The 15,482-nt window shown below is 50.0% G+C and carries 14 protein-coding genes; 6 read left to right on the top strand and 8 right to left on the bottom strand.

The window, feature by feature from the left end:
- Positions 1-117: 117 nt before the first annotated feature.
- The 8 genes from pulA to LCM29_RS08085 all read right to left on the bottom strand — a co-directional run bounded on the left by pulA (position 118) and on the right by LCM29_RS08085 (position 9,571).
- Complete coding sequence (pulA, locus tag LCM29_RS08050; RefSeq protein ID WP_224861887.1) at positions 118-3,039, bottom strand: type I pullulanase; 2,922 nt, start codon at positions 3,037-3,039, stop codon at positions 118-120.
- 175 nt (positions 3,040-3,214) lie between these two features.
- Positions 3,215-3,784: a hypothetical protein gene (locus LCM29_RS08055; RefSeq protein ID WP_224861889.1), complete on the bottom strand. Its 570-nt coding sequence runs from the start codon at positions 3,782-3,784 to the stop codon at positions 3,215-3,217.
- Between the two features lie 60 nt (positions 3,785-3,844).
- Positions 3,845-5,503, bottom strand: a complete 1,659-nt coding sequence (locus LCM29_RS08060; protein ID WP_224861891.1) for an FAD-dependent oxidoreductase — start codon at positions 5,501-5,503, stop codon at positions 3,845-3,847.
- A gap of 12 nt (positions 5,504-5,515) precedes the next feature.
- Complete coding sequence (locus LCM29_RS08065; protein WP_224861893.1) at positions 5,516-6,802, bottom strand: arsenic transporter; 1,287 nt, start codon at positions 6,800-6,802, stop codon at positions 5,516-5,518.
- A gap of 33 nt (positions 6,803-6,835) precedes the next feature.
- Positions 6,836-7,114 carry a Fe-S cluster assembly protein HesB gene (locus tag LCM29_RS08070; RefSeq protein ID WP_074036419.1) on the bottom strand — a complete coding sequence of 93 codons (279 nt, stop codon included), beginning with the start codon at positions 7,112-7,114 and terminating at the stop codon, positions 6,836-6,838.
- Positions 7,111-8,877 carry an arsenical pump-driving ATPase gene (arsA, locus tag LCM29_RS08075; protein WP_224861895.1) on the bottom strand — a complete coding sequence of 589 codons (1,767 nt, stop codon included), beginning with the start codon at positions 8,875-8,877 and terminating at the stop codon, positions 7,111-7,113. Before arsA ends, LCM29_RS08070 begins: the two co-directional genes overlap by 4 nt.
- A gap of 4 nt (positions 8,878-8,881) precedes the next feature.
- On the bottom strand, positions 8,882-9,241 hold the full coding sequence (gene arsD / locus LCM29_RS08080; protein ID WP_412093972.1) for an arsenite efflux transporter metallochaperone ArsD: 360 nt from the start codon (positions 9,239-9,241) through the stop codon (positions 8,882-8,884).
- A gap of 12 nt (positions 9,242-9,253) precedes the next feature.
- Positions 9,254-9,571: an ArsR/SmtB family transcription factor gene (locus tag LCM29_RS08085; RefSeq protein ID WP_214784151.1), complete on the bottom strand. Its 318-nt coding sequence runs from the start codon at positions 9,569-9,571 to the stop codon at positions 9,254-9,256.
- A 200-nt stretch (positions 9,572-9,771) separates the two neighbouring features.
- Between LCM29_RS08085 and LCM29_RS08090 the strand changes: the two genes are divergently transcribed.
- From LCM29_RS08090 to LCM29_RS08115, 6 genes are all read left to right on the top strand, one after another.
- Positions 9,772-11,253: a SulP family inorganic anion transporter gene (locus LCM29_RS08090; RefSeq protein WP_224861900.1), complete on the top strand. Its 1,482-nt coding sequence runs from the start codon at positions 9,772-9,774 to the stop codon at positions 11,251-11,253.
- A gap of 69 nt (positions 11,254-11,322) precedes the next feature.
- On the top strand, positions 11,323-11,736 hold the full coding sequence (locus LCM29_RS08095) for a universal stress protein (protein ID WP_214693889.1): 414 nt from the start codon (positions 11,323-11,325) through the stop codon (positions 11,734-11,736).
- 112 nt (positions 11,737-11,848) lie between these two features.
- Positions 11,849-12,055, top strand: coding sequence for a PLD nuclease N-terminal domain-containing protein (locus LCM29_RS08100; protein ID WP_214683707.1), 207 nt, complete (start codon positions 11,849-11,851; stop codon positions 12,053-12,055).
- Complete coding sequence (locus tag LCM29_RS08105; RefSeq protein WP_224861902.1) at positions 12,052-12,900, top strand: ABC transporter ATP-binding protein; 849 nt, start codon at positions 12,052-12,054, stop codon at positions 12,898-12,900. Before LCM29_RS08100 ends, LCM29_RS08105 begins: the two co-directional genes overlap by 4 nt.
- Positions 12,900-13,658: an ABC transporter permease gene (locus LCM29_RS08110; RefSeq protein WP_224861904.1), complete on the top strand. Its 759-nt coding sequence runs from the start codon at positions 12,900-12,902 to the stop codon at positions 13,656-13,658. The genes LCM29_RS08105 and LCM29_RS08110 overlap by 1 nt, the downstream gene beginning before the upstream one ends.
- A gap of 97 nt (positions 13,659-13,755) precedes the next feature.
- Positions 13,756-15,390, top strand: a complete 1,635-nt coding sequence (locus LCM29_RS08115) for a C39 family peptidase (protein WP_224861906.1) — start codon at positions 13,756-13,758, stop codon at positions 15,388-15,390.
- Positions 15,391-15,482 lie beyond the last annotated feature (92 nt).

Below are 15,482 nucleotides of genomic sequence, written 5' to 3' on the forward strand. Positions count from 1 at the left end.
ATTCCAAACGTAAACTCTCGCGTTCATACAAAAAGACTAGTTTTAAAACATTAATTACCAATTACCCATAATTGTGCCATAAGAAAACCCCACTTGTTTGCAAGTGGGGTCAATGAATTAGTTACGCTCGAGGACAAACGTATGGTATGCAGGGACTGTGACTCTGCCAGTCGTACGTTTGATCGTCTTCGTTCCAGCGCGGTCCCCGTCGACAATCACGTTCCACGTTCCTTTTGGAAGTTTCACGGATACAGCGTTCGGGTTTGCGTTATGTGTGATGTACAAGTCGTTCTTTTGTCCTGGTGCGTCTTCATCAATCAAGTACGTGATGACGTTCGCCTCAGACTTGTAGAATTTCAAGAAGCGCTTCACATCAGTCGCTTTCGTCATGCGGAGTCCAGGGTTGGCTTTGCGCATCTCAATCAAGCCTTTCATGTATTGGACATCCGCCTTACGGTCGGCTGCCCGTTTCCAGTCGAGCTGGTTGATTGAGTCCGGTGATTTGTACGAGTTATGGTCGCCGTCTTTCGTACGCATGAACTCCTGGCCAGCGTGAAGGAATGTCGTACCTTGGCTCGTCAACAAAATGCTTGAAGCGAGACGATGCATGTCGGTACGCACTTCTTCAGAAGCTTCCGGATTCGTCAATTCTAACTTGTCCCAAAGCGTATGATTGTCGTGTGCTTCGACATATGTGATCGCTTGCGTCGGCTCTTTCGTGAAGCCTTTGATCATGTCGTTATACGTGATTTCACCGACGATTCCTGTCTTCACGCGGTTCTCCATACCTTCTTTTCCGTTGATGAAGCCATTGTCCTCATCGTAGAAGACGCTACCTTTCAATCCATCACGGATGTTGTCATTAAAGTGAGCAACACCAGGCATGTCGTAGGCGTTCTTTTGGTTCGCTTTGAGTTCGGCGTCAAGTGGCGTGCCGAGATCCCAGCCTTCACCAAAGACGAGAATCGATTTGTCGACTTTATTCAATTCCGCACGAACTTTGTTCATCGTATCGACATCGTGGATTCCCATCAAGTCGAAGCGGAAGCCGTCCCAATGGTATTCTTTTGCCCAGTAGACGACTGAATCGACAATGAGTTTTTGCATCATCGCACGCTCAGACGCTGTATCGTTCCCGACACCTGTTCCGTTTGCGAAGTCGCCACCTGCCGTATAACGGTAGTAGTAACCCGGTACGATTTTGTGAAGGTTAGATGCTTGCGCGTCGAACATGTGGTTGTAGACAACGTCCATGACGGCACGTAAGTTGTTGTCATGTAGCCCTTGAATCATTTCTTTCATCTGACTGATCCGCACTTTGGCATCGTACGGATTCGTCGAATACGATCCTTCTGGTGCGTTGTAGTTTTTCGGGTCGTAGCCCCAGTTGTATGTTGCCGTCGGGTTCGTTTCGTCGACAGAAGCCGTGTTGTAGTCATAGACCGGAATGAACTGGACGTGTGTCACGCCAAGGTCTTTGACGTGGTCGAGTCCCGTCTTCGTCGCTGTCTTTTTCCCGTTCTCAATCAAGCGAGTTCCTGGTTGAACGACACCGAGGTATTTGCCTTTATGGCGGATTCCTGAATCGTATGTGTTCGATGTGACATCAAAAATTGAGAAGTCGCGGACGTGTGTCTCATAGATGATGGCGTCCGTCGCGTTTTTCAATTTCGGCTTCATCGAGTTCCAACGTTTCGGATCTGTTTCTTTCAAGTCGACGATGACCCCTTGGTCACCATTTACACCGACAGCTGTCGCATACGGATCGACCGCACGGACTTTCCCTGTCGCATGTGTCACTTGATACGTATACCCGACACCGTCGAGGTCGCCGCGTACTTCAGCCACCCACGTGCCACGTTCCCCACGTTTCATTTGAATGACTTTTTTCAAGTCTTTGTCATTCGCTGGTCGGTCTTTCGGCATGTTCCATAGCTCGAGCTCGACTTGCTGAGCTGTCGGTGCCCAAAGAACAAATTGAGTTTTTGATTTTTGGTACGTGATGCCGAGTTTTCCATTATAGGCATACTTCGCATCAAACTCTTTTGAACGAAGTACTTTTCCTGCTTGAAGCGTCTGTTCACCAAACTCAGGATGTGAGGCTTTGATGACTTTTGCTAAATCGATATCTTCTTTGAATTCGATTGTGACTGACTTGTCACCAGCCTTTGTGATGGCAGCGACAGTTGCACCATCTACCGTCACTTCATCGATGAACGCATCCGTAATGACGCGGTTCGTCGTGAGTGTTGCTTGACGGAACGTGTCCGCTGAGAATGAGACGAGTTTCGGTGAGCGATCGATTTCAGGCTCTGAATAGTAAATCGTCGAATCGCCTTCAACGAGCCAAATTTCTTTCGCTGAACCAAGAACGAAACGGTCTTCCCCATCTTTCTCCGTCCATTCTCCTTTTTTCGTGATTAAGCCCATAAGTTTTTTCGACTCTGGGTTGGCGAGCTTGACGTTCGCCACGCCACCGAATGCATCCGTCTCGTCAAACGCGATGCTCTGACCGTCCCCACCGTCTGGCCAAGCCCATAGGCCCCAGTCCGTGTATGTATTGTCGTAACGGAAATAGTGAACTTTCATATCAATCTCCGTTGAAGCCGTCTCCCCGTCCGGGTTCGACGTATAAATCTGCGGATCACCTGACTTGATCCACACTTCTGCGACACCATTTTGAATCATGTCGCTCGTGATGAAGCGGTCGTTCTCTGACCCTTTATCTTTGTCCCAGTTGTCCGTTCGAACGATGAGACCAATTTTTTCAGGTGAATCGACCGGGAATTCGTAAGCCGCCACCTTTCCGAATGCATCTTCCCCATTAAATGTGAAGCCTTTGTTCGGGAAGTAATCTGGGCCATTCGCCCAAAGCCATAAGTTCCAATCCTTTTCGTTATCCGGCGCCTCTTGATAATGGACGACGACGAGTGTCGACTTCCCTTTATCCAAAGCGGACGTCGGCATCGGAAACATTGACAGAATTAGTGCAAACGTTAGCACAACTGCCCATACGGGTTTCCATTGCTTTTTGACCATGAGGGTCCCTCCTTGTAGCACTATTTTGAGAAAACGCTTACACAAAAATTGTAAACGGTTTCCTTTAGCGAAGCAACGTTATTTTAGAAAAGGGTCAATTGGCATCATTCTTCTTACAGATTGTCTAAGGACAATGAACTAAAAAGACGGATGCCGATTATCATCGCGGAATCCGTCAGAGCTTATTCCATTCCTCGAGTGACTCCAAATACCACCGATAGCTTATCTTGATTTCTTCGTCTGTCAAATCGGCTGGCAAAAGCGAACGTGGCACGAGACCTGTGAACTTGGCGCCTCCGACATGCGCAAAAATATAAGAGCCGACTTGCTCCGACATGTATCTCGTCAAAAAGCCGGTCACATACTTTCCATCCTTGCTCTCGAAGACGATGTCGAGTCGACGTCCTTCCTGTTCATCGATGATCAGCTGGTTGTATCGCCGGTGTTCTTCGTCCTTATGCTTATACACCGTCCCACGTCTTGCGTTGTCATCAATCTCCCACTGATGGTCTTTTCTCTCTTTCGCCGTGAAGATTTTCTCGAGTATTCTTGGGTCATCAATCGTTAAGCAACAAAAGATATGTTCATACGAGAGTTGATCGTCGTTTACCAAATCCATGATGTCCGTCTTCGGGATGATTCTTGCCTTATAGCGCACCATCACGCGACGGACGACCTCTTCTTTATCAAAAATCAACCACTTCTTCCGACGTTCAAACTTTTCATGTAGCATCTTATAATTCATACGACTCACCTCACGTTTCAGCATATCAAAAAACGACGCCCGCAATGGACGCCGCCTTATTCAGTTCCCGTATTTTTTGAACAACTGATAGTTCTTATTCCCGCCTGACAAGTTGTAGACGTCGGTGAATCCGAGGTTACGAAGCACGTTTTGCGCCGCGTTCCCTGTCACCCCGCCGTTACAATAGACGACTGTCGGCTTGTTCTTGTCCATCTCTTTCGCCGCTTCCCGCAAATTGCCGAGTGGGACGTTGACCGCACAATCGACACACGCTTTCTCGAACTGTGCTGCTTTCCGCGTATCAATGATTTGCATGTCTTCCCCTGCATCGATTCGTGTCTGCAGCTCGGCTGGTGTGATGAGTCGTGCCGCCTTGTCGATACTGTTCGAAAGGACCATCCCTGTATACATGACCGGATCTTTCGTCGTCGAGAATGGCGGTGCGTATGCGAGGTCGAGGTGGAACAAGTCATCCACTTTCGCCTTCAGTGTGATGGCCGTGACGAAGACGTCGATTCGTTTGTCGACTCCTTCGAACCCGACGATTTGAATGCCGAGCAATTGACGCGTCGAACGGTCTGCGACCGCTTTGATTGTCATGTCTTTTCCACCCATATAGGCAGGCTTATCCGGTTTTGTGTTGTGGAGCACTTCGATGTCATATCCGTGTTCGCGTGCTTCCTTCTCGGAAAGACCTGTTTGCGCCACAGAAAGTCCGAACACTTTGAAGATACCCGTTCCGAGAATACCGCGATGCTCGAGATGACCGCCCGTGATCACGTCCCCAGCGGTCCGCCCCATCTTGTTCGCTGTCGAACCGAGCGGGCGCCAGATTGGTTTCCCCGTCACGATGGAGAAGCTCTCCGCGACGTCTCCGGCCGCATACACGTCCGGGATGTTCGTTTCCATACGTTCATTGACGGCAATCGCTCCCGTCTCACCTAGTTCAACTCCCATATTCATCGCAAGTTCGACGTTCGGACGGACCCCGACCGATAAGATGACGAAGTCAGTTTCGATCGTCTTGCCGCTCTCCGTGACGACACGTTCTACATGTCCATCACCGACAAGTTCCGTCACTGTCTCCCCGAGCATGAGTTCGATTCCGTTCTTCTCGAGGTGTTCCTCGACGCGGCACGCCATGTCTTTATCGAGTGGTGGCATCACCTGCGGCACGCGCTCGATGATTGTCACGTCCACACCGCGTAGCTTCAACTGTTCGGCCATCTCCAAACCGATGAAGCCGGCACCGATGATGGTCGCATGTTTCGGGCTCGTCGAATCGACGAACGACCGTGTCGCTTCAGCGTGCTGAATGTTTCGGATTGGGAAGACGTTATCCGATTTCACACCCGGAATCGGGGGAATGATGCTCGTCGCCCCTGTTGCGAGGACGAGGACGTCATACGCGTCCGTGAACGTGTCACCCGTCTCCAAGTTTTCAACCGTCACCGTCTTTGCGTCCTTGTCGACCGTCGTCACGTTATGACGCGTCATGACGTCGATGTTGTAGCGTTTCTTGAAGAACGCCGCGTCACGTGGTGTCAAATCGTCACGTGATTCTACTTCTCCACCGACGTAGTACGGAATGCCACAACCTGAATACGAGATATCATAATCACGGTCGTAAATCGTAATCTGGGCGTCCTCGTTATTCCGACGCGCTTTCGCTGCGACCGATGTCCCGGCAGCAACGGATCCAATGATGACTAGTTTCATATAACCCACTCCTTAATAAAGTAATAAGCTGATATATAGGCCGAGCAATGTGATGGCCAGTGTCGGAATCGTCAAGATGATCCCGACTTTGAAATACTCACCCCATCCGATCTTAAGGCCTTTCGTACGGAGCACATGGAGCCAAAGAAGCGTCGCAAGTGATCCAATCGGGGTGATCTTCGGTCCAAGGTCGGACCCGATGACGTTCGCATAGATTAACGCTTCCCGAATCTGACCGGTCGTATGCGTCAAGTCGATGGCGAGCGCATCAATCATGACGGTCGGCATGTTGTTCATGACCGATGACAAGATGGCAGCCAAGAAGCCCATCCCGAACGTCGCACTGAATGCATTCACTGCAAACCAATCAATGAAGTTGGCGAGTACTTGTGTCAGTCCCGCGTTTTGTAAACCGTAAACGACGATATACATCCCGAGCGAGAAAAAGACGATGGCCCACGGTGCACCTTTTACGACTTGAGTCGTCTCTACCGCAGATGATCGATTCGCCATCACGAGGAAGAACAAGGCGATGACACCGGCAACAAGTGAGACCGGGATTCCGAGTAAGTCACTCGTGAAGTAACCGATGACTAGCAAAGCGAGTACGACCCACGATAAGCGGAACATCGTATGGTCTTTGATGACTGACGCTGGTTCAGCCAACTGAGACGCGTCATATTGTTTCGGGATGTCTTTTTTGAAATAGAGATACAAGACGAGCAGACTACCTGCGACTGCGAACACGTTGACGAATACCATCCGCGCCGCATACTCGGCAAACCCGATACCAAAGAAGTCAGCCGAGACGATATTGACCAAGTTCGAGACGATGAACGGGAGACTTGCTGTGTCGGCGATGAAGCCGGATGCCATGACATATGCCAACACGACCGCGTCCGGCAGTTTGAGTGCCCGCACCATCGCTAAAACGATTGGTGTCAAAATGAGTGCGGCTCCGTCGTTCGCGAACAATGCCGCGACGAGCGCGCCAAGTAAGGTGATATAGACAAATAGCTTCACCCCACCGCCTTTAGCGATTCGTGCCATATGTAAAGCGGCCCATTCAAAAAATCCAATCTCATCTAAAATGAGTGAGATCAAAATCACGGCGATAAACGTGAATGTCGCGTTCCAGATGATGCCCCATACCGTTCCGACGTCATCTAGGTTGACAACGCCCGAAAGGAGAGCGATGACGGCCATCCCCATCGCCGAGTAACCGATGCCGAGGCCTTTCGGTTGCTTGATGATGAGAAAGAGCGTCACCAAAAAAATTAAACTAGCAATCCACTGCACAATGAGTTCCTCCAATAATCTCTATTTATTCTTTTAGCAAGATGGTTGTAAACCGTGCAACACGAGCGTGATGCCATCTTCTGTCGATTCGACGTCGAGCGTCACGTTTTCCGCCAACGCCTCAGCTTCCTTCGCAACAGCAAATGTGAGCGTGTCGAACTGCTTCACCTCGTCTGTCTCTTCTGGTGTCGCCACGGCTAGACCGAGCGTCGGTCCACAGCAACCTGCCTCTGTGATGATGCGGACAGATTTCGTTTCTTCCTCTTCAAGTGCCGTCTTCAAAAAATCGATTGCTTCGTTTGTGATGTTCATTGTATTTTCTCCTTTCCTAATTGAGATAGCGCCGAGTATCCGACTGGCAGTTGTTCTTGCCATGCGAGAACCGTCGGACGCGGATAGTTGTTCACGCGCTCTAGCCAAATCGCCTCGCTCGCGACTTTCGATGTCAAGAGCTTACTCGTCACATCGAGTGGCGTAAACGATTGATTGACGACCCAAGCGAACGGTTGAATCGCTGCCCGTTGTAAGTCTGCTGTGAGACGCTCCGCTTCATATACCGGCGTCGCCTCAGGCAGTGTCGTGATGATGACGTGCGTTTGTTTTGGGTCACGCAGCTTCGGTAGTAACGTTCGGACCGCTTCCGGAACGACTCCGGTCGACCGTTCAAGTTCGCGATGATAGCTCTCCGTCGCATCTAATAACAGAAGTGTATGTCCAGTTGGAGCTGTGTCGATGACGACGAAGCGGTCTTTCGCTTTCGCCACTTGATCGGCAAAGGCGCGGAAGACGGCAATCTCTTCCGTGCACGGTGAGCGCAAGTCCTCTTCGAGCATCATGCGCTGCTCTTCGTTCATGTCCCCTGCTTCCCGGAACACATCCGTCCGATACTTCTCAATCTCGGCTTTCGGGTCAATGGCATCGACGGTGAACGTATCTGAAACGTCTGCGCCAATTGTGAGTGCGACATGAGCGGCCGGGTCTGTTGTCGTCAAATGGACAGCATGTCCTCGTTCGTGAAGCGCGACAGCAAGAAGCGAGGCGAGTGTCGTCTTCCCGACGCCACCTTTCCCCATCGTCATGATCACGCTAGGACCGTCCGCTTCCATTTCGTCGACGAGTTGATCGATCGAGCCGAAACGACTCGTGTCATAACGTGCATCCGAGATGACGACCGACTTCCCGCTCACAAAACGCTGGAGCGCCGATATCCCGACGAGATTTTCATATGCATACGGAAGCGTGAACGTCTCAAGATCGGCGATTTCGTGCGGGAGATTGTCGAGTGCTTGTTGTTGGCGTTCGATGAACCGCTTCGTGAAACGGTCTGTCCCTTCACCTGACTCGACAACACCGTTGATGATGAGTTGCATTCGCTCGATGCCGATGGCGCGAAGCTCGTTCGCGGCTCGCGCCGCTTCGACGAGTGTCGACTTTTCAGGACGAGCGACGAGCAATAACGTCGTCTCGTTTTCATCGATGAGCGTCTCGACGGCTCGTTTGTACTGCACTTGCTTATCCACAAGACCAGCCAATGGACCGAGACAAGACGCGCCCGTCGTATTCGTCTCTAAAAATTCATCCCATGCGCTCGGTAGTGTCAGTAATCGGAGCGTATGCCCAGTCGGTGCCGTATCGAAGATGACATGGTCGTATCGTTCCCGTGCTGCCTCGGACGTCAACAGCTCCGTGAATTGATCGAACGCCGCAATCTCGACCGTACAGGCGCCAGACAACTGTTCTTCCATCGATTGGATGGCAACATCCGGTAACACGCCCCGATACGGACCGACCATGCGTTCCATATACTGTTTTGCCGCCTGTTCCGGGTCAAAGTTAGCGATTTCGAGCATCGTTCCTGTGACGGATCGCGGTGTCTCATCGAGCTCCATCTCAAACACGTCTTGTAGATTACTCGCCGGGTCGGTCGAGACGAGTAAGATCTGTTTTCCACGATTGGCGAGCGTTAAGGCGAGACTCGATGCCGTCGACGTCTTCCCGACGCCACCTTTCCCGGTCAAAAACACATAACGGGTCGGTTCAATCGTCTGAAAATCAAATGGCTTCACTGTGAGCATCTCCTTATTTTTTGAGTGAGATTCGAACTTTCGGTTTTTCTCCATCTTGTTTGGCGAATGCGGCAATCGGTAGTCCCGTCAACTCTGCCATCTCTTCATTCGTCAAATAGGCGCCCCGCTTCACAATCTTCCCGTCGACGAGCGTCATCGGGAGAATGTCGAGCCCGTTCATGATTTCAGCTTGAACGATGGTATTCTCGACAAATCGGTTCGGTTCCGATGCGAGATTATAGCGCGACACATCAAAGCCTCGTTGCTTCAATACATAATGAATTGTCGCTACCCGCGTCAGTTCAGGGTCAATTGACGGTCCGCATAATCCCGTCGGACAACACATGGCTGGTTCGAACACTTCAAGTTTCATCTTCATCTCTCCTTAAATGGCACAATTCGGCTCACAATCACAGCTCGGCTCATTCGTCTCTAAATTCGCTAACAAATCAGTGACGAGCGGATAAAACGGACTCGTCTCGTTCAATCGATAATGGATCCACTGTTTGTCCCGACGCTCGAGCAAGAGTCCCGCCTGGCGCAACATCTTCAAATGGCGACTGATGGCCGGTTGCGAAATATCGAAACAATCGACGAAACTACAGGCGCACTGTTCGCCTGCTTCCATCTGTTTCAACATCGTCAAACGGGTCGGGTCCCCGAGCACCTTGAGCACTTTACTCAATTCTTCCACGGTATACATGACTACTCCCCTACCTTTCATATAACTTTTTTGTTATATAACCTGTACGTTATGAAATTACCATAGTTTTTCACGCGAAGCAATTGTCATTTTAGACTAGATTCGGTATGATGAAACACGTTGAAAATGAACGGATTCCATTATTTTGATTTTCGTGAGACTCGAAAATCAAATCATTTTATAAAGAAAGGTGTGTTCTTTTGGAAAGATTGAATACGTTGAAACACGAATGGTTCGGAAATATCCGGGCCGACATTTTGGCCGGGATCGTCGTCGCCTTGGCGCTCATCCCGGAAGCCATCGCCTTCTCCCTCATCGCAGGGGTCAACCCGATGGTCGGGCTTTATGCCTCATTCATCATCGCCATGGTCATCTCGTTTGCCGGAGGTCGTCCGGCCATGATTTCGGCTGCGACCGGTGCGATGGCGCTCGTCGTCGTCTCGCTCGTTGCCGACCACGGTCTGCAGTATTTGCTTGCTGCCGGTATTTTGACCGGAATTATTCAAATCGTCCTCGGTTATCTCGGCATCGCCCGCTTGATGAAATTCATTCCCCGTGCCGTCATGGTCGGTTTCGTCAACGCACTTGCCATTTTGATTTTCCAAGCGCAATTGTCAAACTTTGAAGGGGAAAGCTGGATCATCTGGGCAATCGTCGCGGCGTCACTCGCCATCATCTTCTTGTTCCCACGTGTCACGAAAGCAATCCCTGCGCCGCTCGTCGCCATCGTCGTGATGACGATTCTCGCGATCACGCTAGGACTCGATACAAAAAACATCGGGGACATGGGCACGATTTCGGCGACACTTCCGGATTTCTTATTCCCGGATGTGCCGTTCACGCTTGAGACACTCATGATCATCTTGCCGTACTCGATCTCACTCGCGTTCGTCGGCTTGATTGAATCGCTCTTGACGGCCCAAATCGTCGATGACATGACAGGAACGGACTCGAATAAGAACCGCGAGTCGCGTGGTCAAGGGATTTCGAACATCATCGCTGGATTCTTCGGTGGGATGCCAGGATGCGCGATGATCGGTCAATCGGTCATTAATGTCTCCTCAGGTGCGCGTGGTCGTCTCTCGACATTCACCGCAGGACTCGCCCTCTTCATCATGATCATGACAATCAGTGATGTGCTTATGCTCATCCCTGTCGGCGCGCTCGTCGGTGTCATGTTCTTCGTATCGTATGCGACGTTCGACTGGGGCTCGCTCAAAGCGATGCGTACCGCTCAAAAGTCAGACACGGTCGTCATGCTCGTCACGGTCATCGTCACGGTCTTCACGCACGACTTGTCACTCGGTGTGCTCGGTGGAATTTTGACGGCTGCGATTTTGTTCGCTGCCAAAATTTCGAAAATCGACCTCGGTCGCCACGTCACGTCGCATCGCGTAGACTATACGGTAAACGGACAATTGTTCTTCGCCTCGACATCTGAATTCGTCAACCAGTTTGATGTGGCAGAAGACATGGAGGCAGGTGTCAACCAGGTCACCATCGATTTTGCGAATACGCATCTTTGGGATGACTCGGCCATCGGCGCCATCGATAAGGTCGTCTTCAAATACCGTGAAGTCGGAATTGAACCTGAACTTCTCAATTTGAATAAAGACTCTGAAAAACTGCTCAACACGCTCGCACTCCACTTGAAGCAACAAGACGGAAACGCAGGACATTGATTCGGCATTCCCCCGCTTCACCAAATCACCTATACTAAATGTAGAACGTGCGAAAGAGGAGGAGTTTTCATGGGAAAGGTATTTTTAGCGGCAGACGGTTCTGCCCACTCGAAACGTGCGCTTGAAAAGGCGATTCAACTCGCAAAGGCATCCAATGCGTCAATTGACATCGTCCATGTCATCAGTGCGAAAGAATCAAAAGAGGCCGCCCTCAACTCAACGGGCAAAATCGACTTGGAAACGAAGCGGAAGCAGATGCTCAAACCGTTGTTCGATTTGACGGAAGCAGAAGGCATCCCTTACGAGTACATCGAACTCCGTGGTGAACCGGACGTCGAGCTTGTCAAATATGCGAACCACGAACCATACGAATATGTCGTCGTCGGGTCACGCGGCTTGAACACGTTCCAAGAGTTCGTGCTCGGAAGCGTGAGTCATAAACTCGCCAAACGTGCACTCGCTCCTGTCATCATCGTTAAATGATTCATCTTCCCCGTCTCTTTGTGAGATGGGGATTTTTTGTGTCTCATACAGGGGACGCCCTGTTCGTGTAGAATGTGTAAGGACAGTCTATCTACCAAAGGAGGTTCTCGCTATGGACATCGCAAACGACCCGAATACACTTTTTCTCATCCTGTTACCTGTCCTCATCCTGCAACTCATCTTGCTCGTCGTCGCTTTGATTGACTTGTTCAAACGAGACGTGACGAACGGCCCGAAATGGGTATGGCTCCTCGTCATCGTCTTCATCAACATTCTCGGCCCGATCATCTACTTCTTATGGGGACGGACGCCGCGATGAAAGTCACACGGTTAACCAAACGATTCGGTTCATTCACGGCCCTCGATGATGTCAGCTTTGAGCTACGCCCAGGTTGCACCTCGTTACTCGGAGAAAATGGTGCCGGGAAGACCACCTTGTTGAACTTGCTCGCCCGAGTCACGGACCCGACGAGTGGCGATATGAGCGGACATGACCAGATTCGGGTTGGCTATTTGCCACAACGCCCTGCCCTCTATCCGTCCCTCACGCCTGTCGAGACGATTCGCTACGCTGCTGAATTGACGGGAACGAAACACGTTGATCCTATCCAACTATTAAAACGCGTCGGTCTTGAGCCGGTCGACCGTTCAGCCTCGAACTTATCGGGCGGGATGCGTCAGCGTCTAGGCATCGCCCAGGCACTCGTCCATGACCCTGAATTACTGTTACTCGACGAGCCGGTCTCAGCTTTAGATCCACGCGGTCGACGGGAAGTGCTCGACTTGTTGAGCGACTTGAAACGAGAGCGAATGATTCTCTATTCGACACACGTCCTCCCGGATGCTGAAGAAGCGAGCGACTGGGTGCTCTTGCTTCGACAAGGTAAACTACTGATGGAAGGCACGGTGACCGACTTGCTCGGATCGAAATCAACGATTGAATTACGTCTCTTCGACGACCCGACGAGCGGGACAGATTGGAATACGCTAGCCGGTGTGCGTCGTGTGACGAAAAATGGCTCGACGTGGACGTTCGAGTCGACGGACCGGGATATCGCTGAACGTGCGATCTTGAACCGAATCCTTGAACTGAACGTCACCGTCCAATCGTTACACGTCGGGCATCCGTCACTCGAGTCCTTGTTCTTGGAGGTGAATGCCTGATGCGCACGGCAATCTTTAAACAAGAATGGCGGGAGTCGTGGGCGAACAAGCGACTCATCTGGATTCCGATCGCTCTCATGCTCCTCGCCTCGATGCAGCCGCTCACGCTTTATTTCTTACCAGACATCCTCGCTTCCGGCGGGAACTTACCGGACGGTGCCGTCATTGAGATCCCGACACCGACACCGGAAGAAGTATTGATCTCTGTCAGCGAACAACTTCGCCAAATCGGGCTCCTCGTCGTCTTATTGTCTGCGATGCATACGTTCAGCCACGAACGGACGAACGGGACCCTCGCCTGGCTCAAGTCGTTACAAATCCCGACGTCACGCATCGTCGTCAGCAAATGGGGACATTACGCCCTATTAACCGTGGGCGGCATCTTGCTCGCACAAACGGCAGCCGCCTATTATACGGTCATTTTGTTCGACGCATTCGATTGGCTCGACTTTCTCATATCGACCGCACTCCTCATCTGTCATTTCATTGTTCAGTTATCGATTTTCTTCCTCATCGCCGCGATGTTGGAAAGTGGTGTCGTCGCGGTCGTGTTGACGCTCGGCCTCCATTTCGTCATGTCGCTCCTCATCGGTTGGGTCGACCTCGATTGGATGCCTTGGATGCTCGGTCCGCTTTCGAGCGAAGTGCTCCTGACAGAAGCAGATCTCATGTGGCCGCTCGTGAGCGGGATGCTCATCATCTTCCTCTCGCTTTATGTGGCGTCGAAACGTCTTCGGTTCATGTCCGATTCAACGTAAATCATCTTACAAAAATGAGTCTTTCGACACTACCTTTTATTGGATAAAAAAGGTATATTACTTTTACCCTAGATACACGATTCGGAGGCTCAATCGTATGAGATGGAAAACTTACACAAAAATCAGTATAATCGTTGGCTCTTTGTTAATGTTCCCCTTAATCACCCATGCAGAAGGTTCATTTGAACAAACGAACGTTGGCATCATCTATACTTCAAATGATGGAAATGTGTTAACGGGTTGGCAACAGATCGATGGAAATACTTACTATTTAAATGAGAGCGGGATTGTCCTCACAGGTTGGCAACAAATCGAGAACGCTACATACTTTTTCGAGGCAGATGGCCGACTCGTCACGAGAACGGTATCGATTGAGGGAAAGACCTATCACTTTGCCGAAGACGGTAAACTATTGACCGGTTGGCAAACGTTCAACGGACAAGTCTACTATTTTGATGCGACAGGTATACCCATCTCAGGGTTCCAATCGATTGATGGCAAACGCTATTATTTTTCAAATGATGGGATGCGACTATCCGGATGGCAACAGATTGCCGGGGCAAAACATTACATCTTTTCAGACGGAACGATTCGTACCGGAATGTATACGCTCGACGGAAAATCGTACTTTTTGATGAACGATGGTAAAGTTGCGACCGGATGGCAGACGCTTGGCACGCGTCGCTATTATTTCGGGGATGACGGTGCACGTCGTCAAGGAATAACGCGCATCGATAAACAAGTGTATGGACTCCATCCTGCAGATGGTTATCTCCTTTCAGGGCTTTATAAAATTGACTCACGCTACTATTTATTTGATTCAAAAGGGAAGCAACAATACGGTTTGCAAAAAGTGAACGGCAAGACGGTTGGATTTCATCCAACATCCGGATATCGTTTAACAGGAAAATTTAAAATAGGCAAATACACCTACTTTTTTGATTCAAATGGTATCCAACAAACAGGATGGAGGTATTCAACAAGCTATGAATACTTTGCACCTGCATTGACTAAAAAAACCGATTGGCAGTCTATCAATGGAAAATGGTATTTTTTTGATTCAAATGGCCGAATGTATCAAAATAAACGAGTAGGGAATGCTAAATTTGATGCAAAAGGTGTATATTCTCATACTATGTCTGTCTATAAAATGAATGTTCCTTTATATCGTCAGTTCCCAATGGGTTATCCATCCGGATGCGAGTTTTTCTCGCTCAAGATGGCTCTTGAGAAAAAAGGGCGCGTTGTCAGCGCCTCGACACTGTATCGTGAAATGCCAAAAAGTATGTGGAATGCGCGATATGAGAATCGTTCCTATCGTTGGGTCGACCCGAACGTCATGTTTACCGGGGATCCTCGCAAGAAACTCAGTAAATATAAAAATTACGGAATCTATCCAAAAGGCATGGTCGGCTTCGCAAGCAAATATCGTCCTGTAAAAGATGTGTCTAATCAGGGAATCAGTTCAATTGAACGGGAATTGTCGATGGGCAACCCGGTCATCGTCTGGGCGAGCGTCGATTTCAAAAAGCCATATGGTTACTTCAGTTGGTACACATCCTCGAAGAAAAAATATACCGGATTCACCAATTATCACGTGATGCTTGCGACCGGGTACGATAAATCAAATTTCTATATCAATGACCCATATCGCGGACGTCTTGTCATTCCTAAAACAAAAGTAAAGGCCGTGATGGGCGCAACGGGTTGGAAAGCCCTATCTGTCAGATAAAGTCGTATGATTTTATAGAAGTATTCAAAAAGATGAGTTCGCAGAAAATGCGAGCTCATCTTTATTGATGCATGCTATACAATCGAATTCCT

The organism is Exiguobacterium aestuarii, assembly GCF_020171655.1.
Lineage (GTDB): Bacteria > Bacillota > Bacilli > Exiguobacteriales > Exiguobacteriaceae > Exiguobacterium > Exiguobacterium aestuarii_A.

Bases quoted from the DNA above. Each gene is read 5' to 3' on its own strand.
- pulA (WP_224861887.1), bottom strand. From the start codon at position 3,039: ATGGTCAAAAAGCAATGGAAACCCGTATGGGCAGTTGTGCTAACGTTT.
- LCM29_RS08055 (WP_224861889.1), bottom strand. From the start codon at position 3,784: ATGAATTATAAGATGCTACATGAAAAGTTTGAACGTCGGAAGAAGTGG.
- LCM29_RS08060 (WP_224861891.1), bottom strand. From the start codon at position 5,503: ATGAAACTAGTCATCATTGGATCCGTTGCTGCCGGGACATCGGTCGCA.
- LCM29_RS08070 (WP_074036419.1), bottom strand. From the start codon at position 7,114: ATGAACATCACAAACGAAGCAATCGATTTTTTGAAGACGGCACTTGAA.
- arsA (WP_224861895.1), bottom strand. From the start codon at position 8,877: ATGCTCACAGTGAAGCCATTTGATTTTCAGACGATTGAACCGACCCGT.
- arsD (WP_412093972.1), bottom strand. From the start codon at position 9,241: ATGAAACTTGAAGTGTTCGAACCAGCCATGTGTTGTCCGACGGGATTA.
- LCM29_RS08085 (WP_214784151.1), bottom strand. From the start codon at position 9,571: ATGTATACCGTGGAAGAATTGAGTAAAGTGCTCAAGGTGCTCGGGGAC.
- LCM29_RS08095 (WP_214693889.1), top strand. From the start codon at position 11,323: ATGGGAAAGGTATTTTTAGCGGCAGACGGTTCTGCCCACTCGAAACGT.
- LCM29_RS08100 (WP_214683707.1), top strand. From the start codon at position 11,849: ATGGACATCGCAAACGACCCGAATACACTTTTTCTCATCCTGTTACCT.
- LCM29_RS08105 (WP_224861902.1), top strand. From the start codon at position 12,052: ATGAAAGTCACACGGTTAACCAAACGATTCGGTTCATTCACGGCCCTC.
- LCM29_RS08110 (WP_224861904.1), top strand. From the start codon at position 12,900: ATGCGCACGGCAATCTTTAAACAAGAATGGCGGGAGTCGTGGGCGAAC.
- LCM29_RS08115 (WP_224861906.1), top strand. From the start codon at position 13,756: ATGAGATGGAAAACTTACACAAAAATCAGTATAATCGTTGGCTCTTTG.